We start from the raw sequence: 22,208 nt of genomic DNA, 5'->3' as shown, positions 1-22,208 counted from the left end.
CCTGGGGGAGCCCCCTTACCACCCAGGCGTCACGCTGGCGCTCATGCACATCTTGATAGCGCCCCCATTAAAGGCCACGTTAACGAGGCGTCGGCCAGAATGAGGCCGTCCGCCAAGGCGTGCCCTGTCACGCGACCCATGCTCGAGAGGCCATAGGCTCATGTTGGAACTCAATCGCGGCGCTCTTTATCCGGTTCTCCCGCTGCGTGACATCGTCGTCTTCCCGCACATGATCGTCCCCCTGTTCGTGGGGCGGGAGAAGTCCGTGCGCGCGCTGGAAGACGTGATGAAGGACGACAAGCAGATCCTTCTGGTGACGCAGAAGAACGCCGCCCAGGACGATCCCGGACCGGACGACATGTTCGATGTCGGCACGGTGGGCACGGTCCTGCAACTCCTGAAGCTGCCCGACGGCACCGTGAAGGTGCTGGTCGAGGGCGGTAAGCGGGCGAAGATCAACCGCTTCGCCGACAACGACCAGTTCTTCCAGGCGCTGGCCGATGAGATGGACGATGTCGACGATAAGGGGCAGGAGCTTGAGGCTCTCGGCCGCGCCGCGATCTCCCAGTTCGAGCAGTACATCAAGCTGAACAAGAAAATCCCGCCCGAGGTCCTGGTTTCGGTCAACCAGATCGAGGAATCGACCAAGCTGGCGGACACGATCGCCTCGCACCTGACGCTGAAGATCCCCGAGAAGCAGCAGCTTCTGGAGACGCCGTCTGTCGGCGAGCGGCTGGAGAAGGTCTACGCCTTCATGGAGGGCGAGATCGGCGTCCTGCAGGTGGAGAAGCGCATCCGCTCGCGCGTCAAGCGCCAGATGGAGAAGACCCAGCGCGAGTACTATCTGAACGAACAGCTCAAGGCGATCCAGAAGGAGCTGGGCGAGACCGAGGACGGCCGCGACGAGTTGGCCGAACTGGAAGAGAAGATCGCCAAGACCAAGCTGTCGAAGGAAGCCCGCGACAAGGCCGCCGCCGAGCTGAAGAAGCTGCGGAACATGAGCCCGATGTCCGCCGAGGCGACCGTCGTGCGCAACTATCTGGACTGGATGACCTCCATCCCCTGGAAGAAGCGCAGCAAGGTCAAGAAGGACATCAAGCTCGCCGAAGATGTGCTCAACGACGATCATTACGGGCTGGAGAAGATCAAGGAGCGTATCCTCGAATACCTCGCCGTCCAGCAGCGGATGAACAAGATCAAGGGCCCGATCCTGTGCCTGGTCGGCCCGCCGGGCGTCGGCAAGACCTCGCTTGGCAAGTCGATCGCACGGGCGACCGGGCGCAACTTCGTGCGCATGTCGCTGGGCGGCGTGCGGGACGAGGCCGAGGTGCGCGGCCACCGCCGGACCTATATCGGCTCCATGCCGGGCAAGGTCGTCCAGGGCATGAAGAAGGCCAAGACCTCGAACCCGCTGTTCCTGCTGGACGAGGTCGACAAGCTGGGCGCGGACTGGCGGGGCGACCCGTCGGCGGCGCTGCTGGAGGTCCTGGATCCGGAGCAGAACGGCGCGTTCAACGACCATTACCTGGAGGTCGATTACGACCTGTCGGACGTGATGTTCATCTGCACGGCCAACAGCCTGCGGATGCCGCAGCCGCTTTTGGACCGGATGGAGATCATCCGCATCCCCGGCTATACCGAGGATGAGAAGGTCGAGATCGCCAAGCGGCACCTGATCGACAAGCAGGTGGCGAATCACGGACTGAAGAAGGGCGAATGGTCGATCTCCGACGACGCGCTTCGCGACCTGATCCGCTACTACACCCGCGAGGCCGGCGTCCGCAGCCTGGAGCGGGAGATCGCCAACCTGGCCCGGAAGGCGGTCAAGGACATCCTGTCCAAGGGGCTGGACAAGATCGCGGTCACCCGCAAGAACCTCGACAAGTATGCCGGCGTGCGGAAGTTCCGCTATGGCGAGACGGAGCTTGAGGATCTGGTGGGCGTGGTCACGGGCCTCGCCTGGACGGAAGTCGGCGGCGAACTGCTGACGATCGAGTCGGTGACGCTGCCCGGAAAGGGCAGGGTGACGACGACCGGCAAGCTGGGCGACGTGATGAAGGAATCGGTCCAGGCGGCCGAGAGCTACGTCAAGTCGCGCGCGACCGCGTTCGGCATCAAGCCGCCGATGTTCGCCCGGAAGGACATCCACGTCCACGTGCCCGAGGGGGCGACCCCGAAGGACGGTCCCAGCGCCGGCGTCGCCATGGTGACGTCGATCGTTTCCGTCCTGACCGGCATCCCCGTCCGTAAGGATGTCGCCATGACCGGCGAGATCACGCTGCGCGGCCGAGTGCTGCCGATCGGCGGGCTGAAGGAGAAGCTCCTGGCGGCGCTCCGCGGCGGGGTGAAGATTGTCCTGATCCCGAAGGAAAACGAGAAGGATCTGGCGGAAGTCCCGGATAACGTGAAGAAACACCTGACGATCATTCCGGTCGCCACGGCCGACGAAGTCCTGAAAACCGCGCTGGTCAGCCAGCCGGAGCCGATCGAGTGGATCGAGCCGGCCGAGGTCGACCAGATCGCCCCTGTGACAGGCGAGGGCGAGGACGGGGCCGCATTGCGTCACTGAAAAATGGCAGAAAACGGCGGAGAATCCGCCGTCGAGAGCCATTCGGACGATTGACCGGGGCGGCGCGGTGCGCTTACACTCCCGCCCCACAAGTCTAGCGGAGTTGCTCCGGTCAAATCGCCAGACCTGAAATAGTACTGGTCTTCAATCCGACTAGTATTTCTTAATATTTTCTTAGTCCTGAAGAGGGGGGCTTGAAGTGAACAAGCAAGATCTCGTCACTCATGTGGCCGAGGCCGCCGGTATTTCCAAAAGCGACGCAGCGAAAGCCGTTGACGCCGTGTTCGATGGAATCGGCGCTGCACTGAAGAAGGGTGACGAAGTTCGCCTGATCGGCTTCGGCACTTTCGCCGTCGCCTCGCGCGCCGCTTCGGAGGGCCGCAACCCGCGGACCGGCGAGAAGATCAAGATCGCCGCCTCCAAGCAGCCGAAGTTCAAGGCCGGCAAGGGCCTGAAGGACGCCGTCAACTAAGTCGTCCCTTTTCAAGCCACCGCCAAGCCGGCCGTTCATCACGGCCGGCTTGGTGCGTTCTGGGCCGGCGCGAGGCCCCCAGGAACCCGGGAAACGGGCGATTAGCTCAGCTGGCAGAGCATCGGTTTTACACACCGAGGGTCGGCGGTTCGAACCCGTCATCGCCCACCATCACCGGCCCGGAATCATATGGAAGTTTCATCGGGAAGATTCGGCCCATAAAGCGGTCCCGATCCGCTTGACAGGGCAGGGGTGACCGAGTATCTCAAGCGCCTCGCCGCAAGGCGGCTCTAGGAAATCGCCCACGCGGGTGTAGCTCAGTTGGTTAGAGCGCCGGCCTGTCACGCCGGAGGCCGCGGGTTCAAGTCCCGTCACTCGCGCCATTTCCAGACAGAACGAACGCGCTCGCGGCGGCTTTTTCAGAAAGCCCGTCCCGCGCGCCATACGCGGGTGTAGCTCAGTTGGTTAGAGCGCCGGCCTGTCACGCCGGAGGCCGCGGGTTCAAGTCCCGTCACTCGCGCCACTTCTCCTCGTCAATCTTTCGTTAAAGCGCCTGTCGCAGCATAAGGCCGCAACGCCCTGCCAATGGCCGGAAATCGCTTTCCTTGCCAGTGTCAGGGGCCTATATACAAGCCCGTCGCGGCCGTCCGAGGGATCGTCTTCAACCGGTTGAAGAGTGAAGTTCTCTCCCGGTCGTATGTGACGGAATGGAACCCCGAAACCGAGGCGCCCCAATGTCTCAAACGCTGCTGGCGGAATACCTCCCGATTCTGATCTTCCTTGGCATCGCCGGCGGGCTGTCGGTGGTGATGATCGCTGCTTCCTATCTGGTGGCGCACCAGAATCCGGACAGCGAGAAGATCTCCGCCTACGAATGCGGCTTCGAGGCGTTCGACGACGCCCGGTCCAAGTTCGACGTTCGATTCTACCTGGTCGCGATCCTGTTCATCATCTTCGACCTGGAGGTCGCCTTCCTGTTCCCCTGGGCGGTGACGCTGGGCGATATCGGTCTTTTCGGCTTCTGGTCCATGGTGTCGTTCCTCGGCATCCTGACCATCGGCTTCATCTATGAGTGGAAGAAAGGAGCGCTGGAATGGGAGTGAGCGGTTCCGCCGCCACGGCGCCCGCGCCGGCGGAGTTCGACACGGCCCTGCCAACCGGCCCCGCGCAGGACGCGATCATCGCGCGCGCCACGGCCGAGCTTCAGGACAAGGGCTTCCTGGTCGCCAAGTTCGATCATCTGCTGGCCTGGGCCCGCACGGGGTCCCTGTGGCCGATGACGTTCGGCCTGGCCTGCTGCGCGGTGGAGATGATCCACGCCTACATGGCGCGCTACGATCTGGACCGTCTGGGCGTGATCCCTCGGCCCAGCCCGCGCCAGTCCGACGTGATGATCGTGGCCGGCACGCTGACCAACAAGATGGCCCCGGCGCTGCGCAAGGTCTACGACCAGATGCCGGAGCCCCGCTGGGTGATCTCCATGGGGTCCTGCGCCAATGGCGGGGGCTACTACCATTACAGCTATTCGGTGGTGCGCGGCTGTGACCGCATCGTGCCCGTGGACGTCTACGTCCCCGGCTGCCCGCCGACCGCCGAGGCGCTGGTCTATGGCATCATGCAGCTTCAGAAGAAGATTCGCCGCGGCGGCGAGATCGCCCGCTAACTTCCGGACAACCCAAGAGTAGATTGCATGTCCGTTCAGGCATTGAATGATCTCGGCGAGCATCTGGCGGGGGCGCTGGGCGCCGATGTCGCGTCCTTCGAGACGCGATCGGGGCAACTGACCGTCCAGGTGCGGCGCGGCGCGATCGAAAAGGTCCTGAAGTTCCTGCGGGACGACAGCGACTGCCGGTTCGAAAGCCTGGTCGATCTGACCGGCGTCGACTATCCCGACAGGGAAGAGCGATTCGACGTCGTCTACCATTTGCTGAGCTACAGCCATAACCAGCGCATCCGGGTGAAGATCATGACCGACGAGGAGACGCCCGTCCCCTCCGCGGTGGAGCTTTTCCCGGTGGCCGGGTGGTTCGAACGCGAAGTGTGGGACATGTTCGGGATTTTCTTCTCCGACAATCCCGACCTGCGGCGCATCCTGACCGATTATGGTTTCGAAGGGCATCCGCTACGCAAGGATTTCCCGCTGACCGGCTATGTCGAGGTGCGCTACGACGAGGAGCAGAAGCGGGTGGTCTACGAGCCCGTGAAGCTGACCCAGGATTTCCGCACCTTCGATTTCCTGAGCCCGTGGGAGGGCATGACGAGGACGATGCTGCCGGGCGACGAGAAGGCGGCGGAGGGCGAGACCCCGGAATCGGGGAAGGCGTAAGGGATCATGGCCGAAGAACAACAGATCAAGCCGTTCACGCTCAATTTCGGTCCCCAGCATCCGGCCGCGCACGGCGTGCTGCGCCTGGTGCTGGAGATGGATGGCGAGGTGGTCGAGCGGGCGGACCCGCATATCGGCCTGCTCCATCGCGGCACCGAAAAGCTGATCGAATACAAGACCTACATCCAGGCGATCCCCTATTTCGACCGGCTGGATTATGTCGCGCCGATGAACCAGGAGCATGCCTTCGCCCTGGCGACGGAGAAGCTGCTGGGCATCGAGGTGCCGGAGCGGGCGAAGTATATCCGCGTGCTCTACAGCGAGATCGGCCGCATCCTCAACCATCTGCTGAACCTGACGACGTTCGCGCTGGATGTTGGCGCGATCACGCCGTCGCTGTGGGGATTCGAGGAACGCGAAGTCCTCATGGAGTTCTATGAGCGGGTCTGCGGCGCCCGTCTGCACGCCAACTATTTCCGTCCTGGCGGGGTCCATCAGGACCTGCCGGCGGGACTGGCGGACGATATCTGGGCCTATACCGAGCGGTTCCCGGCCTTCATCGCCGACCTTGAGGATCTGCTGAGCGAGAACCGCGTCTTCAAGCAACGGACGGTCGATGTCGGGATCGTCACCAAGGAGGAGGCGCTGGCCTGGGGCTTCACCGGCCCGATGCTGCGCGGGTCGAACGTCGCCTGGGACCTGCGCAAGGCGCAGCCCTACGAAGTCTATGACCGGATGGATTTCGACGTCCCGGTCGGCCTGACCGGCGACTGTTATGCGCGTTACCTGATCCGGATCGAGGAGATGCGCCAGTCGGCCCGCATCATCCGGCAATGCCTGGAGCAGATGCCCAAGGACGGGCCGATCAAGGTCGCCGACCGCAAGGTCGCGCCGCCGCCCCGGGCCGAGATGAAGCGGTCGATGGAAGCGCTGATCCATCACTTCAAGCTCTATACCGAAGGTTATCACGTGCCGGAGGGCGAGGTTTACGCGGCGGTCGAGGCGCCCAAGGGCGAATTCGCCGTATATCTGGTCGCCGACGGCACGAACCGCCCCTACCGATGCCGCATCCGCGCTCCCGGCTTCGCGCATCTTCAGGGGCTGGACTTCATGAGCCGAGGTCACATGCTCGCCGACGCGGTGGCGATCATCGGCTCCATGGACATCGTTTTCGGGGAAATCGACCGATGAGTTTCGGAGCGCCGGCGCCGCAACACCTCCAGCCGCAGGACTTCGCCTTCACGCCGGAGAATCTGGAGCGCGCGCAAAAGATCATCGCCAAATATCCGCCGGGCAAGCAGCAGAGCGCGGTGATGCCGCTGCTGGACCTCGCCCAGCGTCAGAACGAGAACTGGCTGCCGCGCGCGGCGATGGATTACGTGGCCGACCTTCTGGAAATGCCGCGCATCCGCGCCTATGAGGTCGCCAGCTTCTACACGATGTACAACAAGGCCCCGGTCGGGAAATTCCTGGTCCAGGTCTGCACCACAACGCCCTGCTGGCTGTGCAATTCCGACGCGGTGCTGAAGGCGCTGAAAGACAAGACCGGCGCGACGCCCGGCCATGACAGTGAGGACGGCATGTTCACCGTCGTCGAGGTCGAATGCCTGGGCGCTTGCGTCAACGCGCCGATGATCCAGATCAACGACGACTATGTCGAGGATCTGGACTACGACCGGACCTGCGCGCTGATCGACGATCTGAAGGCCGGCAAGGCGCTGAAGAAGGGGTCGGTGATCGGCCGGCCCGGCAGCCAGGCGGAGGCGGGACCGACCTCGCTGGCGGAATGGGCGCCCGACACGAAGAAGGGCCAGAAGCGCGCGGCGAAGACCGCCGAGGGCGCGGAGGTCGACAACGGGCAGGTCGCCGAATCCCTGAAGGGCGCCGAGGGCCGTTCCCGGTCGGATGCCGATCCGGAGAAGAAGGCCCGGACCAAGGTCAAGATCCATCCGGAAGGCAAGACCACCGGCGCGAAGGAAGGGCAGTAGCCATGCTGCGGGACGAAGACCGGATCTTCACCAACCTCTACGGTTGGCAGGATTGGGGGCTTGAGGCCTCGCGGAAGCGCGGCGTCTGGGACAACACCAAGGCGCTGATCGAGCTGGGCCGCGAGAAGATCATCGAGGAGGTCAAGGCCTCCGGCCTGCGCGGGCGCGGCGGGGCGGGCTTCCCGACCGGCATGAAATGGTCGTTCATGCCCAAGGAGAACCCGGACGGCCGCCCCAGCTACCTGGTCATCAACGCCGACGAATCGGAGCCCGGGACCTGCAAGGACCGGGACATCATGCGGCACGACCCGCACCGGCTGGTCGAGGGCGCGCTGGTCTCGTCCTTCGCGATGGGCGCCCATGCCTGCTACATCTACATCCGCGGCGAGTTTTATACCGAAGCGTCGGAAATCCAGCGGGCGATCGACGAGGCGTACGAGGCCGGGCTGATCGGCGAGAACGCCTGCGGGTCCGGCTGGGATTTCGACCTCTACCTCCATCGCGGCGCCGGAGCCTATATCTGCGGCGAGGAGACCGCGCTGCTGGAGAGCCTTGAGGGCAAGAAGGGCCAGCCGCGCAACAAGCCGCCCTTCCCGGCGCAGGCCGGCCTCTATGGCTGCCCGACGACGGTCAACAATGTCGAGACGATCGCCGTGGTGCCGGAGATCCTGCGGCGCGGCGGGGAATGGTTCGCCGGGCTGGGCCGGCCGAAGAACCATGGCACCAAGCTGTTCTGCATCTCCGGCCATATCAACCAGCCCTGCAATGTCGAGGAGGAACTCGGCATCTCCATGCGGGAACTGATCGACAAGCATGCCGGCGGCGTGCGCGGCGGCTGGGACAATCTGCTGGCGGTGATTCCCGGCGGCTCGTCCACGCCGGTGCTGCCCAAGGACATCTGCGACACCGTCCTGATGGATTTCGACAGCCTGCGCGAGGTCAAGTCCGGCCTGGGCACCGCCGGGCTGATCGTGATGGATAAGTCGACCGACATCGTCTACGCCATCGCCCGGCTGTCGCATTTCTACATGCATGAGAGCTGCGGCCAGTGCACGCCGTGCCGCGAGGGCACCGGCTGGCTGTGGCGGGTCATGAAGCGCATGGTCAAGGGCGACGCCCGGGTCGAGGAGATCGACATGCTGCTGGAAGTGACCAAGGAGATCGAGGGCCACACGATCTGCGCCCATGGCGACGCCGCCGCATGGCCGGTCCAGGGCCTGATCCGGCACTTCCGCCCGGAGATGGAGCGCCGCATCCGCGAATACCGCGACGCCGCCCACCGGGTCGCGGCGGAGTAGGAACGAAAAATGCCTAAGCTGACGATCGACGGAATCGAGATCGAGGTCGAGCCGGGGACATCGGTCCTCCAGGCCTGCGAGCAACTGGGCGTGGAGATCCCACGCTTCTGCTATCACGACCGGCTTTCAGTGCCGGCCAACTGCCGCATGTGCCTGGTGGAGATGGAGCGCAGCCCGAAGCCGATCGCGTCCTGCGCGATGCCGGCCGGCGACGGCATGGTCATCCGCACCGACACGGACCTGGTCCACAAGGCCCGCAAGGGCGTGATGGAATTCCTGCTGATCAACCACCCGCTGGACTGCCCGATCTGCGACCAGGGCGGCGAGTGCGATCTGCAGGACCAGGCGATGGCCTACGGCTTCGACCGGGGCCGATTCGCGGAGAACAAGCGGGCGGTGAAGGAGAAATATCTCGGGCCGCTGATCAAGACCTTCATGACGCGCTGCATTCATTGCACCCGCTGCATCCGCTTCGCCGACGAGATCGCCGGCGTGCCGGAGATGGGGGCGACTGGCCGCAGCGAGCACATGGAGATCGGCACCTATGTCGGGAAGGCGGTGTCGTCGGAACTGTCCGGCAACATGATCGACATCTGCCCCGTCGGCGCGCTGACCTCCAAGCCCTACGCCTTCGCGGCGCGGCCGTGGGAGTTGAAGAAGACCCAGACGGTCGACGTGATGGACGCCGTCGGCTCCAGCATCCGCGTCGACGCAAGGGGCGGGCAGGTGATGCGCGTCCTGCCGCGCCTCAACGAGGACGTGAACGAGGAGTGGATCAGCGACAAGACCCGCTTCGCCTGCGACGGGCTGATGCGCCAGCGGCTTGACCGCCCCTATGTGCGGCGCGACGGCAAGCTGACGCCGGCGAGCTGGGAAGAAGCCTTCGCGGCGGTAACGGCGCGGCTCCAGGGCGTCGACGGCTCCCGCATCGCGGCGATCGCCGGCGACCTTTGCGACGCGGAATCGATGTTCGCCCTGAAGGGGCTGATGACCGCGCTGGGATCGGCCAATATCGACTGCCGCCAGGACGGCGCGAAGATCGGTGTGGGCGCGCGGGCCGGTTATCTGTTCAACACCGGCATCGCCGGGATCGAGGAAGCCGACGCCATCCTGATCGTGGGGTCCAACCCCCGGATCGAGGCGCCGATCCTCAACGCCCGCATCCGCAAGCGGTGGCTGCGCGGCGGCCTGACGGTCGGCGTCATCGGGACGAACGAGGACCTGACCTACCGCACCGAATATCTGGGCGCGGGGACGGACACGCTATCGGAGATCGCGGGCGGCAAGGGCGACTTCGCGAAGCTGCTGAAGGACGCCAAGAACCCGATGGTCATCGTCGGCATGGGCGCGCTGGCCCGGCCCGACGGCGCGGTTATCCTGGCGGCGTGCCGGGAGCTGGCGACGGTTCGGGAAGACTGGAACGGCTTCAACGTTCTGCACACCGCCGCCGGACGGGTCGGCGGGCTGGATGTCGGCTTCCTGCCGGGCGAGGGCGGCCGCGACGTGGCAGGTATCCTGGACGGGGCCGGGAAGGGCGAGATCGATGTGGTCTGGCTTTTGGGCGCGGACGAGATCGACACCAGCCGGCTGGGCGACGCCTTCGTCATCTATCAGGGCCATCACGGCGACCGCGGCGCGCACCGCGCCGACGTGATCCTGCCCGGCGCTGCCTATACGGAGAAGAACGGCACCTACGTCAACACCGAAGGGCGGGCGCAGCTTGGTCGCATGGCGGTCTTCCCGCCCGGCGAGGCGCGGGAGGACTGGAAGATCCTGCGCGCGGCGAGCCAGCATCTGGGCCGCACGCTGCCCTATGACAGCCTGCGCGAGCTGCGCGGCAAGATGCTGGAGGCGCACCCGACCTTCGCGGCGATCGACGTGCTGGAGCCGGCCGCGTGGGGCGCGTTCGGCGAGAAGGGGAAGATGGATCAGGCGCCGTTCGCGACGCCGATCGCGAATTTCTACATGACCGACCCGATCAGCCGGGCGTCTGAGACGATGGCGCGCTGCGTGGATGAGATCCTGCACGGCGGCGGCGCGGCCGAAGCAGCGGAATAGGCGACGAGAAGATGGAAGCTTTCTGGACCGGCTACGCCTGGCCGACGATTCTCATCGTCATCCAATGCATGGCGATCATCGTTCCCCTTCTGATCGCGGTCGCCTACCTGACCTATGCGGAACGCAAGGTGCTGGGGGCGATGCAGCTCCGCCAGGGGCCGATGGTCGTCGGACCGTTCGGCCTGCTGCAACCCTTCGCGGACGGGCTGAAGCTGTTCGCGAAGGAGACGATCATCCCGTCCGGTTCGAACCGGGTGGTGTTCGTGATCGCGCCGATGATCACCTTCCTGCTCAGCCTCATCGCCTGGGCGGTGATCCCGTTCGGCGACGGGATGGTGCTGGCCGACATCAATGTCGGCATCCTCTACCTGTTCGCCATCTCCTCGCTGGGCGTCTACGGCATCATCATGGCCGGCTGGGCCTCGAACTCGAAATACGCCTTCCTGGGCGCGCTTCGGTCGGCGGCGCAGATGGTGTCCTACGAGGTCTCGATCGGCTTCGTCATTATCACGGTGCTGCTGTGCGCCGGATCGCTGAACCTGACCGAGATCGTGCTGGCGCAGAAGGGCATCTACGGCTTCGTCAACGGCTTCCTGCTGACGCCGCTGCTGCCGATGGCGGTGGTCTTCTTCGTCTCCGCCCTGGCGGAGACGAATCGTTCGCCGTTCGACCTGCCGGAAGGCGAATCGGAGCTGGTGGGCGGCTACAACGTCGAATATTCGGCGATGACGTTCGCGCTGTTCTTCCTGGGCGAGTATGCCAACATGATCCTGATGAGCGGGATGACCACCATCCTGTTCCTGGGAGGCTGGCTGCCGCCGTTCGACTGGGCGCCGCTCTACTGGATCCCGGGGCCGATCTGGTTCGCGCTCAAGATCGCCTTCTGCCTGTTCACCTTCATCTGGGTGCGAGCGACGCTGCCGCGGTACCGCTACGACCAGTTGATGCGGCTGGGCTGGAAGGTGTTCCTGCCGCTGTCGCTGCTGTGGGTGATCGTGATCGCCGGCGGGCTGCTGGCGTTCGACCTGCTGCCGGCGTGAAGTATTAGGATCGGATAGAAGATGGCATTTCTGGACCGCACCGCCCGGGGGCTCTTCCTGACCGAGCTGCTTACGGGCCTGGGGCTTACCTTCAGCTACATGTTCAAGCCGAAGGTGACGCTGAACTACCCGTTCGAGAAGGGGCCGATCAGCCCGCGCTTCCGAGGGGAGCACGCGCTGCGCCGCTACCCCAACGGCGAGGAGCGCTGCATTGCCTGCAAGCTGTGCGAGGCGGTGTGCCCGGCCCAGGCGATCACCATCGAGTCGGAGCCGCGCGCCGACGGCAGCCGCCGCACGACGCGCTACGACATCGACATGACGAAGTGCATCTATTGCGGCCTGTGCCAGGAGGCCTGCCCGGTGGATGCGGTCGTCGAGGGGCCGAACTTCGAATTCTCGACCGAGACGCGGGAAGAGCTTTTCTATAACAAGGAGAAGCTGCTGGCGAACGGCGACCGATGGGAAGCCCAGCTCGCCGCGAACATTGCAGCCGACGCGCCTTACCGGTAAAAAGCCGGCGGCGCGCCACGTCCAGTTTCCTGGAATCGCGCCCTTGGGGGCGGCTTTCCAGATCAACCCGGGGGAAACCCTCGCCTTGACGACCCTTCATTCCTCCCAAGCCCGCGGGAGCGCTTCGGCATGATTGTCCAGGCCCTGGCCTTTTATCTTTTCGCCGGCATCGCCATCGCCTCCGGCGTGATGGTGATCTCAGCGAAGAACCCGGTCCATTCGGTGCTGTTCCTGATCCTGGCGTTCTTCAACGCCGCGGCGCTGTTCGTGCTGATGGGGGCGGAGTTCCTGGCGATGATCCTGGTCGTCGTCTATGTCGGCGCCGTGGCGGTGCTTTTCCTGTTCGTCGTCATGATGCTGGACATCAATTTCGCCGAACTGCGCCAGGGTTTCCTCCAGTACCTGCCGATCGGTGGGCTGATCGGGCTGATCCTGCTGGTCGAGCTGGTGTTCGTGTTCGGCGCCTGGGTGGTGTCTCCCGGCGCGGAAGGGGCCAGCCGCGCGGTCATGCCGGCGACCGACCAGGTGAGCAACACCGAGGCGCTGGGCCGGCTGATCTATACCGACTACGCCTACCTGTTCCAGGCGTCGGGGCTGGTCCTGCTGGTCGCGATGATCGGCGCGATCGTCCTGACGCTCCGTCAGCGCGAGGGCGTGCGCCGGCAGAAGATCTCCGATCAGGTGAGCCGCCCGCGCGATCAGGTGGTCGCCATCCGCAAGGTCGAGAGCGGGGAAGGGGTCTAAGGACATGGAAATCGGTCTCGCTCACTATCTGACGGTCGCGGCGATCCTGTTCACGCTGGGCATCTTCGGCATCTTCCTCAACCGGAAGAACGTCATCATCATCCTGATGTCGATCGAGCTGATGCTGCTGGCGGTCAACCTGAACCTTGTGGCGTTCTCCACCACGCTGAACGATCTGGTCGGCCAGATCTTCGCGATGTTCGTGCTGACGGTCGCCGCGGCGGAGGCGGCGATCGGGCTCGCCATTCTGGTCGTCTATTTCCGGAACCGCGGCACCATCGCGGTCACCGACATCAATCTCATGAAGGGCTGAGGGCGTCGCACCGATGGAAGTTGCCGCGATATTCCTGCCGCTCATCGGCTTTCTGATTGCCGGCTGCCTTGGCCGCGTCATCGGCCATCGCGCGTCGATGGCCGTGACCGTGGCCAGTGTCTGCGCCGCTGCGATCCTTTCGATCTGGCTGTTCGTCGACGTCGCGCTGGGCGGCGAGACGCGCACGATCACCCTCTTCACCTGGATCGAAAGCGGCGATTTCGCCGTGGATTGGGCGCTGAGGTTCGACACGCTGACGGCCGTGATGCTGATCGTCGTCAACGGCGTGTCGGCAATGGTCCACATCTATTCCATCGGCTATATGAGCCACGATCCGCACCGGGCCCGGTTCTTCGCCTATCTCAGCCTGTTCACCTTCATGATGCTGATGCTGGTGACGGCGGACAATCTGGTGCAGATGTTCTTCGGCTGGGAGGGCGTCGGTCTCGCCTCCTATCTGCTGATCGGCTTCTGGTACGAGAAGAAGTCCGCCAACGACGCCTCCATCAAGGCGTTCGTGGTGAACCGGGTCGGCGATTTCGGGTTCCTGCTGGGCATCTTCGCGATCTTCGTGATCTTCGGATCGGTCGAGTTCGACACGGTCTTCGAGGCCGCGCCGGCCATGGCGGACGCCACCTTCAACTTCCTGGGCTACGAGGTCCCGGCGCTGAACACGGCCTGCCTGCTGCTGTTCGTCGGCGCGATGGGCAAGTCCGCCCAGCTTGGCCTGCACACCTGGCTGCCGGACGCGATGGAAGGCCCGACCCCGGTTTCCGCGCTGATCCACGCCGCGACGATGGTGACCGCCGGCGTCTTCATGATCGCCCGCCTGTCGCCGGTCTTCGAATATGCGCCGACGGCGCTGATGGTGGTGACGATCGTCGGCGCGACGACGGCCTTCGTGGCGGCGACGATCGGCCTGACCCAGACCGACATCAAGCGCGTCATCGCCTATTCGACGATGAGCCAGCTCGGCTACATGTTCTTCGCGCTGGGCGTCTCCGCCTATGAGGCGGCGATCTTCCACCTGATGACGCACGCCTTCTTCAAGGCCCTGCTGTTCCTGGGCTCCGGATCGGTGATCCACGCCATGTCGGACGAGCAGGACATGCGCAAGATGGGCGGCATCTGGCGGATGATCCCCGTCACCTACGCGATGATGTGGATCGGCAGCCTGGCGCTTGCCGGGGTCGGGGTCTACGGCGTGTTCGGCTTCGCCGGCTTCTATTCCAAGGACATCATCCTGGAGTCGGCGTTCGCGGATCATAGCTGGTTCGGCTCCTACGCCTTCTGGCTGGGCACGATCGCGGCGCTGCTGACCGCTTTCTATAGCTGGCGGCTGCTGCTGATGACCTTCCACGGCCAGCCGCGCGCCGACGAGAAGACGATGGCGCACGTCCATGAAAGCCCCTGGGTCATGCTGGGACCGCTGGTCGTGCTGGCGATCGGGGCGGTGTTCGCCGGTTACGTGGGTTATGACGCGTTCGTCCATCATGGGCGCGAGGCGTTCTGGGGCGACTCGATCCTGGTGCTGGAAGCGAACGACACCATCGAGGCGGCGCATCACGTGCCCTTCTGGGTGAAGATCCTGCCGGTCGTGATGGGCCTGATCGGCATTGGCCTCGCCTACCTCTTCTATATGGGCCGGCCTTACCTGCCGGGGCTGACGGCGACCGTGTTCCGGCCGCTCTACAACCTCTCCTTCCGGAAATGGTATTTCGACGAGATCTACGACTTCTTCGTCGTCCGCTTTTCCATGTGGCTGGGTCGGGGGCTGTGGAAGTCAGGCGACGTGGCGATCATCGACGGCGTCGGACCGGACGGCATCGCGCGGGTGACGCGGGACATCGCGCGGCGGACCAGCGCGCTTCAGACCGGCTACCTCTATCACTACGCCTTCGCCATGCTCATCGGGGTGGTGGCGCTGGTTTCCTGGTATCTCTACAGCGTTCGGGGCTAAGGGCGGAATTTCATGGCTGACTGGCCCATTCTTTCGATCGTCACCTTCCTGCCGCTTCTGGGCGCCGCGCTGATCTTCCTGTTCGCGCGCGGCACGGACGAGGTGGTGGCGCGCAATTCGCGCTGGATGGCGCTGTGGACGACACTGTTCACCTTCGTCATCTCGCTGTTCCTGTGGTTCCGCTTCGATCGCGGCACGGCGGACTTCCAGTTCGTCGAGAAGGTGGCGTGGTTCCCGGAATTCAACATCGGCTATCACATGGGCGTGGACGGCATCTCGATGATGTTCGTCCTGCTGTCGACGCTCCTGACGCTGATCTGCGTGGCGGCGAGCTGGGACGGCATCCGCAACCGCGTGAAGGAATACATGATCTCCTTCCTGGTCCTTGAGACCATGATGGTGGGCATGTTCTGCGCGCTGGACTACGTGCTGTTCTACGTCTTCTTCGAGGGCGTGCTGATCCCGATGTTCATCATCATCGGCGTCTGGGGATCGGGCGAGCGGCGCATCTATGCGGCGTTCAAGTTCTTCCTCTACACGCTGACCGGATCGCTGCTGATGCTGGTCGCGCTGCTGGCGATGTACATCCAGGCCGGCACGACCGATATCCCGACGCTGCTTGTGACCGAGTTCAGCCCGCAGATGCAGTTCTGGCTGTGGATCGCGCTGTTCGCGTCCTTCGCGGTCAAGATCCCGATGTGGCCGGTGCATACGTGGCTGCCGGACGCCCATGTCGAGGCGCCAACGGCGGGGTCGGTGATCCTGGCCGGCGTGCTGCTGAAGATGGGCGGCTACGGTTTCCTGCGCTTCTCCATTCCCATGCTGCCGGACGCGACGGCGGATTTCGCGCCGATGGTCTTCGCGCTGTCGGTGATCGCGATCATCTACACCTCGCTCGTCGCGCTGGCGCAGGAGGACATGAAGAAGCTGATCGCCTATTCGTCGATCGCGCATATGGGTTTCGTCACCATCGGCATGTTCACGATGACGACACAGGGCGTGCAGGGATCGGTCTTCCAGATGCTGTCCCACGGCATCGTGTCGGGCGCGCTGTTCCTGTGCGTCGGCGTCGTCTACGACCGGCTGCACACGCGTGAGATCGCGCGCTATGGCGGGCTGGTCCACAACATGCCGAAATACGCCGTCGTCTTCATGATCTTCACGCTCGGCTCCGTCGGGCTGCCGGGCACCAGCGGCTTCGTCGGCGAATTCCTGAGCCTGGTCGGCGCCTATCGGGTGAACACGCTGGTCGCGGCGCTGGCCGCGCTGGGCGTGATCCTGGGCGCCGCCTACATGCTCTACCTCTACCGGCGGGTGATCTTCGGCAAGCTGGAGAAGGAGGACCTGAAGACGCTTCTGGACCTCAAGCCGCGCGAGGTTATGGTCTTCGCGCCGCTGGTCCTGCTGGTCTTCTGGATGGGCATCTACCCATCCAGCTTCATCGATGTGATGGATGCGTCCGTCGCCAACCTGATCGAGAATTATCAAACCGCCCTGGACAGCGGGCCGTCCGACGCGGCCGACGCCGTCGACATGGCCGGACGCTGACGCGCGGGAGACGATAAGAACATGACACCGTTCCCCGACCTGACGCCGGCCATGCCGGAACTGTTCCTCGCCTGCGCCGGCATGGCGCTGCTGCTTCTGGGCGTTCTGCGCGGTGGGAACCCGACGCGGCTGATCGCCCATCTGACGGTCGCCAGCTTCATCATCGCCGGCGCGCTGGTCGTCATGCTGCCGGAGGGCAGGGCGGTCACCTTCAGCGGCCTGTTCGTGATCGACAGCTTCGCGATCTTCGCCAAGCTGCTGGTGCTGCTGGGCTCCTCCCTCGCGGTCATCATGTCGCTGGGCTATATCGAGCGGGAGCAGATGGCCCGGTTCGAATATCCGGTGCTGTTCCAGTTCGCGACCGTCGGCATGCTGATGATGGTCAGCGCCAACGATTTGATCTCGCTCTATATCGGGCTGGAACTGCAGAGCCTGTCACTCTACATCGTCGCGGCCTTCCGGCGCGACACCCTGCGGTCCTCCGAAGCCGGCCTGAAATATTTCGTCCTGGGCGCACTGTCGTCGGGCCTGCTGCTCTACGGGTCTTCGCTGGTCTACGGCTTTGCCGGCACGACGAATTTCAGCACGCTGGCGCAGTCGCTGACGGCGTCGGGCGCGCCGTCGATAGGCCTGATCATCGGCATCGTCTTCATCGCCGCCGGCCTCGCCTTCAAGATCTCCGCCGTGCCGTTCCACATGTGGACGCCCGATGTCTATGAGGGCGCGCCGACGCCGGTTACCGCCTTCTTCGCGGTGGCCCCGAAGGTGGCGGCGCTGGCCCTGTTCGTCCGGGTGCTGATGGGGCCGTTCGGCGACATGGTCGCGCAGTGGCAGCAGATCATCATCGTCACCTCGATCCTGTCGATGGGGCTGGGCGGCTTCGCGGCCATCCATCAGAAGAACATCAAGCGGCTGATGGCCTATTCCTCGATCGGCCATATCGGCTACGCGCTGGTCGGCCTCGCCGCCGGGACGGAGAAGGGCGTCACCGCCGTGCTGATCTATCTGGCGATCTATCTCGCCATGAATGTCGGCACCTTCGCGGTGATCCTGTGCATGCGCGTCAACGGCCGGATGGTCGAGGGCATCAACGACCTGGCCGGCCTGTCGAAGACCCATCCGATGATGGCGCTGGCGCTGGCGATCTTCATGTTCTCGATGGCCGGCATCCCGCCGCTGGCGGGCTTCTTCGGGAAACTGTTCGTCTTCCAGGCGGCGGTGGAGGCGCAACTCTACGCCCTGGCCGTCATCGGCGTCCTGACCAGCGTGGTGTCGGCGTTCTATTACCTGCGCATCGTCAAGCTGATGTATTTCGATGAGCCGACCGAGGCGTTCGACCAGCCTGTCGACCGGGACATGGGCCTCGTCCTGACGGCCACGGGCCTGTTCACGCTGCTGTTCTTCGTCTACCCGATGCCGATCACAGCGGCGGCGGCGCGGGCGGCGGCGGCGCTGGTCGGCGGATGATCCCAGCCGATTCCGGACCAGGGGACGACGGAAAGGTCATCCCTCCGGACGGCTGGACCGTTCTTCACTTCGACCGGCTGGGCAGCACGAACGACGAGGCCCGCGCGCGCGCGACGGACGGCGCAGCCCATGGCACGGTCGTCTGGGCCGACGCCCAGGATTCAGGGCGCGGACGGCGGGGCCGGAGCTGGTCGTCGCTTGCCGGGAACCTGTTCTGCACCACCATCCTGCGCCCCGACGCGCCGGCGGCGACGGCGGGACAGTTGGGATTCGTCATCGCGCTGGCGACCCATGAGGCGGTGAAGGCCCTGTCGCCAACGGCCGACGCGATGCTGAAATGGCCCAACGACCTGCTGGTCGGCGGCCGGAAAATTTCGGGCATCCTGCTGGAATCGGCGCTTCGACCCGATGGCCGGACGGATTGGGTGATTGCCGGGCTGGGTGTCAACGTCGCGGCGCATCCGGAGAATTCGGAGACTCCGGCCATCAGCCTGAACGCGCTGCCCGGAGCATCGGAGGCCACGGCCGCCGAGTTGCTGGAGACCTACCTGCCGCGTCTGCGCTTCTGGTACGATCGCTGGGCTCTGGAAGGCTTCGAGCTGATCCGCGAGGCGTGGCTGGAACGGGCGCGCGGGCTGGGCGGCGAGGTCCGGGTCAGGCTGGAGACGGACAGCTTCGCCGGGCTGTTCGAGGATATCGACATGAACGGCGCGCTGATCGTGCGCCTTGGCGACGGGACCCGCCGCCGGGTGAATGCCGGCGATGTGTTCTTTCCGCATCTGATGCAGGAAGCCTGACCCGATGCTGCTCGCCATCGATGCCGGCAACACCAACATCGTCTTCGCCGTCTTCCAGGGCCGGCAGAAGAAGGGGCAGTGGCGGATCTCCACCGACAGCCGCCGGACCGCCGACGAATACGCCGTCTGGCTGATCAATCTGATGGCGATGAAGGGGCTGCGGCCGATCGATGTCAGCCACGCCATCCTGTCCAGCGTGGTGCCGGCGGCGACGTTCAACCTGGTGCGGCTCTGTTCCGACCATTTCGGCTGCGAGCCCATGAGGGTCGGCGATCCGGAGGTCGAACTGGGTATCCGGAACCTGCTGACCAACCCGAAGGAGGCCGGGGCCGACCGGCTGGTCAACGCGCTGTCGGCCGCCGCCAGCTATCCGTCGCCGCTGATCGTGCTGGATATCGGCACCGGCACGACCTTCGACATCGTGAACGCCGACGGCAACTATGCCGGCGGCGTCATTGCGCCGGGCCCGAACCTGGCGCTGGACGCGCTGCATAGGGTCGCAGCCCAGCTTCCCAAGGTAGAAATCGTCCGGCCGGAAACGGTAATAGGGAAGGGGACGATCGGGGCCATGCAGTCGGGCATGTTCTGGGGTTATACCAGCATGATCGAGGGGCTGCTGACCCGTATCAAGGCGGAGCTGTCGCCGACCGGCGATCCCGCCGTCACCGTCGTCACCACCGGGGGGCTGGGTGGCGTCTTCGCCGCCGCGACAGACATGATCGACCATGTCGACAGCGAATTGACGCTGCGCGGCCTTCAACTGGTATTCGAACGCAACAGAGCCCGATGACGCATATGGACGGGGGCATTGCCCCTCTGGACGGTCTCCACCTCCTGCCGCTGGGCGGGTCGGAGGAGATCGGGATGAACCTCTATCTCTACGGCCTGGACGGCAAATGGCTGATCGTCGATCTGGGCATCACCTTCGGCGACGAATCGACGCCGGGGATCGACGTGCTGATGCCCGACCCTTCCTTCATCGTGGAACGGCGGAAGGATCTGGTCGGGCTGGTGCTGACCCACGCGCACGAGGATCATTTCGGCGCCATCCAGTATCTCTGGCCCCGGCTGAAATGCCCGATCTACGCCACACCCTTCACCGCGGCGCTGCTGCGGCTGAAGCTGGCGGAGACGGATTTCGCGAAGAAGGTGAAGATCATCGAGGTGCCGCTGTCCGGGCGGCAGTCGATCGGGCCGTTCGACGTGGAGTTCGTGACCGTCACCCATTCGGTGCCGGAGCCCAACGCGCTGGTGCTGCGGACGCCCCACGGGCTGGTCGTCCATAGCGGCGACTGGAAGCTGGACCCCGAGCCGCTGGTCGGAGAGCAGACGGACGAACGGACTCTGCGGCGGCTGGGCGACGAGGGCGTGCTGGCGCTGGTATGCGATTCCACCAACGCGCTGGAGCCGGGGCGGTCGGGATCGGAAGGGGAGGTCCGCCGGAAGCTGACCGAGGCCATCGGCGGCATGAGGGGGCGCATCGCCGTTACCTGCTTCTCCACCAACGTCGCGCGCATCCAGACGGTCGCGGAGGCCGCGCACGCCAACGGCCGGCAATGCGCGCTGATCGGCCGGTCGCTGTGGCGGGTCCATGAGGCGGCGAAGCAGACCGGCTATCTGGACCTGCCCGAGCCGTTCCTGACCGAAGCGGAGGCGGCGCACGTGCCGCCCGACCAGATCGTGATGGTCTGCACCGGCAGCCAGGGAGAGCCGAGATCGGCGCTGGCCCGCATCGCGCGCGACGATCACAACCACATCGTGCTGGAGAAGGGCGACACGGTCATCTTCTCCGCCCGCGAGATACCGGGCAACGAGAAGGCCATCGGCCGGGTGCAGAGCAACCTGGCGCGGCTGGAGGTGGAGATCATCACGCCCGACGAGGCGATGGTCCATGTCTCGGGCCATCCGGCGCGGGAGGAGCTGACGGAATTCTACCAGTGGCTGCGGCCCCGGATCTCCGTGCCGGTCCATGGCACGCCGAAGCACCTTCAGGCCCATGCGCGGCTGGCCGACGCCTGCCAGGTGCCGGAGATCGTCATTCCCCATGACGGCGCGATCATCCGGCTGGAAGCCGGGAAGGCGGGAATCGTCGACGAGATCGAGGTGCGGCGGCTGGCGCTGGACGGCTCAAAGCTGATCCGCCTGGACAATGGCGTCGTCAAGAGCCGGCACCGGATGAACAATGAAGGCGTCGCCGTCGCGACGCTGGTGCTGGACCGCTCCGGCGAGTTGCTGGCCGATCCGCAGATATCGCTGATCGGGCTGGAGGATGACGGCGACGAGGAGGACAAGAAGATCGCGCTCATGGACCGTATCGAGGATGCGGTCGACAACCTCTCCAAGGCCGCCCGGAAGGATGACGAGGCGGTGCGAGAGGCGGCGCGGCTGGCGGTCCGGCGCACCATCAGGATGGCGCAGGGGAAGAAGCCGATGATCGACATCCAGCTTGTCAGGATCGACTGATGATCGGCCGGCTGAACCATGTCGCGATCGCCGTCCCGGACCTGGAGGCTGCCATCGCGCTCTACCGGGACGCGCTGGGCGCGGAGGTGTCGGCGCCGGTCGACCAGCCGGATCATGGCGTCGTCACCGTCTTCATCACGCTGCCGAACACGAAGATCGAGCTGCTCCATCCGCTGGGGGAGGAGTCGCCGGTCGCGAAGTTCCTGGAGCGGAACCCGGCCGGCGGCATCCACCATGTCTGCTATGAGGTCGCGGACATCAAGGCGGCGCAGGACCGGCTTCGGGCCGAGGGGCTGAGGGTGCTGGGCGAGGGGGAGCCTAAGATCGGCGCCCACGGAAAGCCCGTCCTGTTCCTGCATCCCAAGGACATGGCGGGCACGCTGGTGGAACTGGAAGAGATATGAACATCGTCTCCGCGATCGTGGTCTACGTCATTACCTGGTGGGTGGTCCTGTTCATGGTTCTGCCATGGGGCGTGAAACCACCGGAGCATGTGGAGGAGGGGCACGCCTCCAGCGCGCCGGACAGGCCCCGGCTGCTGCTGAAATTCGGGATCACGACGGCGGTGGCGGCCGTCATATGGCTGATCATCTATGTGCTGGTGATCTCAGACGTGTTCTCCTTCCGCGACTGGGCGGCGACCATCGAACGGTGA

The 22,208-nt window shown here is 64.9% G+C and carries 20 protein-coding genes, 3 tRNA genes and 1 pseudogene; all 24 read left to right on the top strand.

Translation table 11 applies throughout. From position 1 onward, the window contains the following. Positions 1-160: 160 nt before the first annotated feature. On the top strand, positions 161-2,569 hold the full coding sequence (lon, locus tag AAFN89_RS01330) for an endopeptidase La (RefSeq protein WP_347535099.1): 2,409 nt from the start codon (positions 161-163) through the stop codon (positions 2,567-2,569). A 199-nt stretch (positions 2,570-2,768) separates the two neighbouring features. After that, positions 2,769-3,041: an HU family DNA-binding protein gene (locus AAFN89_RS01325; protein ID WP_347535097.1), complete on the top strand. Its 273-nt coding sequence runs from the start codon at positions 2,769-2,771 to the stop codon at positions 3,039-3,041. 95 nt (positions 3,042-3,136) lie between these two features. After that, a tRNA-Val gene (locus tag AAFN89_RS01320) sits at positions 3,137-3,212 on the top strand. Positions 3,213-3,347: 135 nt separating this feature from the next. Further along, positions 3,348-3,424, top strand: a tRNA-Asp gene (locus AAFN89_RS01315). Positions 3,425-3,487: 63 nt separating this feature from the next. Beyond that, positions 3,488-3,564: transfer RNA gene (locus tag AAFN89_RS01310), tRNA-Asp, on the top strand. A 211-nt stretch (positions 3,565-3,775) separates the two neighbouring features. Beyond that, positions 3,776-4,144: an NADH-quinone oxidoreductase subunit A gene (locus AAFN89_RS01305; protein WP_347535095.1), complete on the top strand. Its 369-nt coding sequence runs from the start codon at positions 3,776-3,778 to the stop codon at positions 4,142-4,144. Further along, positions 4,135-4,704 carry an NADH-quinone oxidoreductase subunit B family protein gene (locus AAFN89_RS01300; protein ID WP_347535093.1) on the top strand — a complete coding sequence of 190 codons (570 nt, stop codon included), beginning with the start codon at positions 4,135-4,137 and terminating at the stop codon, positions 4,702-4,704. Before AAFN89_RS01305 ends, AAFN89_RS01300 begins: the two co-directional genes overlap by 10 nt. A 27-nt stretch (positions 4,705-4,731) precedes the next feature. Beyond that, positions 4,732-5,367 (top strand): NADH-quinone oxidoreductase subunit C, encoded by a 636-nt coding sequence (locus AAFN89_RS01295; RefSeq protein ID WP_347535091.1) that lies wholly within the window; start codon positions 4,732-4,734, stop codon positions 5,365-5,367. A gap of 6 nt (positions 5,368-5,373) precedes the next feature. Next, a complete protein-coding gene (locus tag AAFN89_RS01290) occupies positions 5,374-6,558 on the top strand; it encodes an NADH-quinone oxidoreductase subunit D (protein WP_347535089.1) in 1,185 nt (394 codons plus the stop codon). Beyond that, positions 6,555-7,148: pseudogene (nuoE, locus tag AAFN89_RS01285) on the top strand (NADH-quinone oxidoreductase subunit NuoE); the annotation flags it as partial. The gene AAFN89_RS01290 and the pseudogene nuoE, both read left to right, overlap by 4 nt. A 209-nt stretch (positions 7,149-7,357) precedes the next feature. Then, positions 7,358-8,653, top strand: a complete 1,296-nt coding sequence (gene nuoF, locus AAFN89_RS01280) for an NADH-quinone oxidoreductase subunit NuoF (RefSeq protein ID WP_347535087.1) — start codon at positions 7,358-7,360, stop codon at positions 8,651-8,653. A 9-nt stretch (positions 8,654-8,662) separates the two neighbouring features. After that, entirely contained in the window at positions 8,663-10,711 is a 2,049-nt protein-coding gene (gene nuoG / locus AAFN89_RS01275) for an NADH-quinone oxidoreductase subunit NuoG (protein ID WP_347535085.1), read from the top strand. An 11-nt stretch (positions 10,712-10,722) separates the two neighbouring features. Next, complete coding sequence (gene nuoH, locus AAFN89_RS01270) at positions 10,723-11,751, top strand: NADH-quinone oxidoreductase subunit NuoH (RefSeq protein ID WP_347535083.1); 1,029 nt, start codon at positions 10,723-10,725, stop codon at positions 11,749-11,751. A gap of 21 nt (positions 11,752-11,772) precedes the next feature. Next, a complete protein-coding gene (nuoI, locus tag AAFN89_RS01265; RefSeq protein WP_347535081.1) occupies positions 11,773-12,261 on the top strand; it encodes an NADH-quinone oxidoreductase subunit NuoI in 489 nt (162 codons plus the stop codon). A gap of 129 nt (positions 12,262-12,390) precedes the next feature. Continuing rightward, the gene (locus tag AAFN89_RS01260; protein WP_347535079.1) at positions 12,391-13,005 is read left to right on the top strand and encodes an NADH-quinone oxidoreductase subunit J; all 615 of its coding nucleotides are present in this window, start codon (positions 12,391-12,393) and stop codon (positions 13,003-13,005) included. 4 nt (positions 13,006-13,009) lie between these two features. Continuing rightward, a complete protein-coding gene (nuoK, locus tag AAFN89_RS01255) occupies positions 13,010-13,318 on the top strand; it encodes an NADH-quinone oxidoreductase subunit NuoK (RefSeq protein ID WP_347535077.1) in 309 nt (102 codons plus the stop codon). A gap of 13 nt (positions 13,319-13,331) precedes the next feature. After that, the gene (gene nuoL / locus AAFN89_RS01250; RefSeq protein WP_347535075.1) at positions 13,332-15,278 is read left to right on the top strand and encodes an NADH-quinone oxidoreductase subunit L; all 1,947 of its coding nucleotides are present in this window, start codon (positions 13,332-13,334) and stop codon (positions 15,276-15,278) included. Positions 15,279-15,290: 12 nt separating this feature from the next. Further along, complete coding sequence (locus AAFN89_RS01245; protein WP_347535073.1) at positions 15,291-16,826, top strand: NADH-quinone oxidoreductase subunit M; 1,536 nt, start codon at positions 15,291-15,293, stop codon at positions 16,824-16,826. 21 nt (positions 16,827-16,847) lie between these two features. Then, a complete protein-coding gene (nuoN, locus tag AAFN89_RS01240) occupies positions 16,848-18,293 on the top strand; it encodes an NADH-quinone oxidoreductase subunit NuoN (protein WP_347535071.1) in 1,446 nt (481 codons plus the stop codon). Next, positions 18,290-19,090, top strand: a complete 801-nt coding sequence (locus tag AAFN89_RS01235) for a biotin--[acetyl-CoA-carboxylase] ligase (RefSeq protein WP_347535069.1) — start codon at positions 18,290-18,292, stop codon at positions 19,088-19,090. Before nuoN ends, AAFN89_RS01235 begins: the two co-directional genes overlap by 4 nt. A 4-nt stretch (positions 19,091-19,094) precedes the next feature. After that, on the top strand, positions 19,095-19,880 hold the full coding sequence (locus AAFN89_RS01230) for a type III pantothenate kinase (protein ID WP_347535067.1): 786 nt from the start codon (positions 19,095-19,097) through the stop codon (positions 19,878-19,880). Continuing rightward, positions 19,877-21,553: a ribonuclease J gene (locus tag AAFN89_RS01225; protein ID WP_347535065.1), complete on the top strand. Its 1,677-nt coding sequence runs from the start codon at positions 19,877-19,879 to the stop codon at positions 21,551-21,553. Before AAFN89_RS01230 ends, AAFN89_RS01225 begins: the two co-directional genes overlap by 4 nt. Continuing rightward, entirely contained in the window at positions 21,553-21,957 is a 405-nt protein-coding gene (gene mce, locus AAFN89_RS01220) for a methylmalonyl-CoA epimerase (protein ID WP_347535063.1), read from the top strand. The genes AAFN89_RS01225 and mce overlap by 1 nt, the downstream gene beginning before the upstream one ends. Beyond that, positions 21,954-22,208, top strand: coding sequence for a DUF1467 family protein (locus AAFN89_RS01215; RefSeq protein ID WP_347535061.1), 255 nt, complete (start codon positions 21,954-21,956; stop codon positions 22,206-22,208). Before mce ends, AAFN89_RS01215 begins: the two co-directional genes overlap by 4 nt.

The sequence above is a fragment of the Inquilinus sp. CAU 1745 genome, assembly GCF_039839375.1.
Taxonomy (GTDB): Bacteria; Pseudomonadota; Alphaproteobacteria; order DSM-16000; family Inquilinaceae; genus JBDOQU01.
The sequence above is the reverse complement of the archived record's forward strand: the minus strand, read 5'-3'. Positions and strand labels throughout refer to the sequence as shown.

Coding starts and splice junctions, on each gene's coding strand:
- nuoK (WP_347535077.1), top strand. CDS start 13,010: ATGGAAATCGGTCTCGCTCACTATCTGACGGTCGCGGCGATCCTGTTC.
- mce (WP_347535063.1), top strand. CDS start 21,553: ATGATCGGCCGGCTGAACCATGTCGCGATCGCCGTCCCGGACCTGGAG.
- AAFN89_RS01230 (WP_347535067.1), top strand. CDS start 19,095: ATGCTGCTCGCCATCGATGCCGGCAACACCAACATCGTCTTCGCCGTC.
- nuoN (WP_347535071.1), top strand. CDS start 16,848: ATGACACCGTTCCCCGACCTGACGCCGGCCATGCCGGAACTGTTCCTC.
- AAFN89_RS01295 (WP_347535091.1), top strand. CDS start 4,732: ATGTCCGTTCAGGCATTGAATGATCTCGGCGAGCATCTGGCGGGGGCG.
- AAFN89_RS01290 (WP_347535089.1), top strand. CDS start 5,374: ATGGCCGAAGAACAACAGATCAAGCCGTTCACGCTCAATTTCGGTCCC.
- lon (WP_347535099.1), top strand. CDS start 161: ATGTTGGAACTCAATCGCGGCGCTCTTTATCCGGTTCTCCCGCTGCGT.
- AAFN89_RS01260 (WP_347535079.1), top strand. CDS start 12,391: ATGATTGTCCAGGCCCTGGCCTTTTATCTTTTCGCCGGCATCGCCATC.
- nuoL (WP_347535075.1), top strand. CDS start 13,332: ATGGAAGTTGCCGCGATATTCCTGCCGCTCATCGGCTTTCTGATTGCC.
- nuoI (WP_347535081.1), top strand. CDS start 11,773: ATGGCATTTCTGGACCGCACCGCCCGGGGGCTCTTCCTGACCGAGCTG.
- nuoG (WP_347535085.1), top strand. CDS start 8,663: ATGCCTAAGCTGACGATCGACGGAATCGAGATCGAGGTCGAGCCGGGG.
- AAFN89_RS01235 (WP_347535069.1), top strand. CDS start 18,290: ATGATCCCAGCCGATTCCGGACCAGGGGACGACGGAAAGGTCATCCCT.
- AAFN89_RS01300 (WP_347535093.1), top strand. CDS start 4,135: ATGGGAGTGAGCGGTTCCGCCGCCACGGCGCCCGCGCCGGCGGAGTTC.
- nuoF (WP_347535087.1), top strand. CDS start 7,358: ATGCTGCGGGACGAAGACCGGATCTTCACCAACCTCTACGGTTGGCAG.
- AAFN89_RS01215 (WP_347535061.1), top strand. CDS start 21,954: ATGAACATCGTCTCCGCGATCGTGGTCTACGTCATTACCTGGTGGGTG.
- nuoH (WP_347535083.1), top strand. CDS start 10,723: ATGGAAGCTTTCTGGACCGGCTACGCCTGGCCGACGATTCTCATCGTC.
- AAFN89_RS01245 (WP_347535073.1), top strand. CDS start 15,291: ATGGCTGACTGGCCCATTCTTTCGATCGTCACCTTCCTGCCGCTTCTG.
- AAFN89_RS01305 (WP_347535095.1), top strand. CDS start 3,776: ATGTCTCAAACGCTGCTGGCGGAATACCTCCCGATTCTGATCTTCCTT.
- AAFN89_RS01225 (WP_347535065.1), top strand. CDS start 19,877: ATGACGCATATGGACGGGGGCATTGCCCCTCTGGACGGTCTCCACCTC.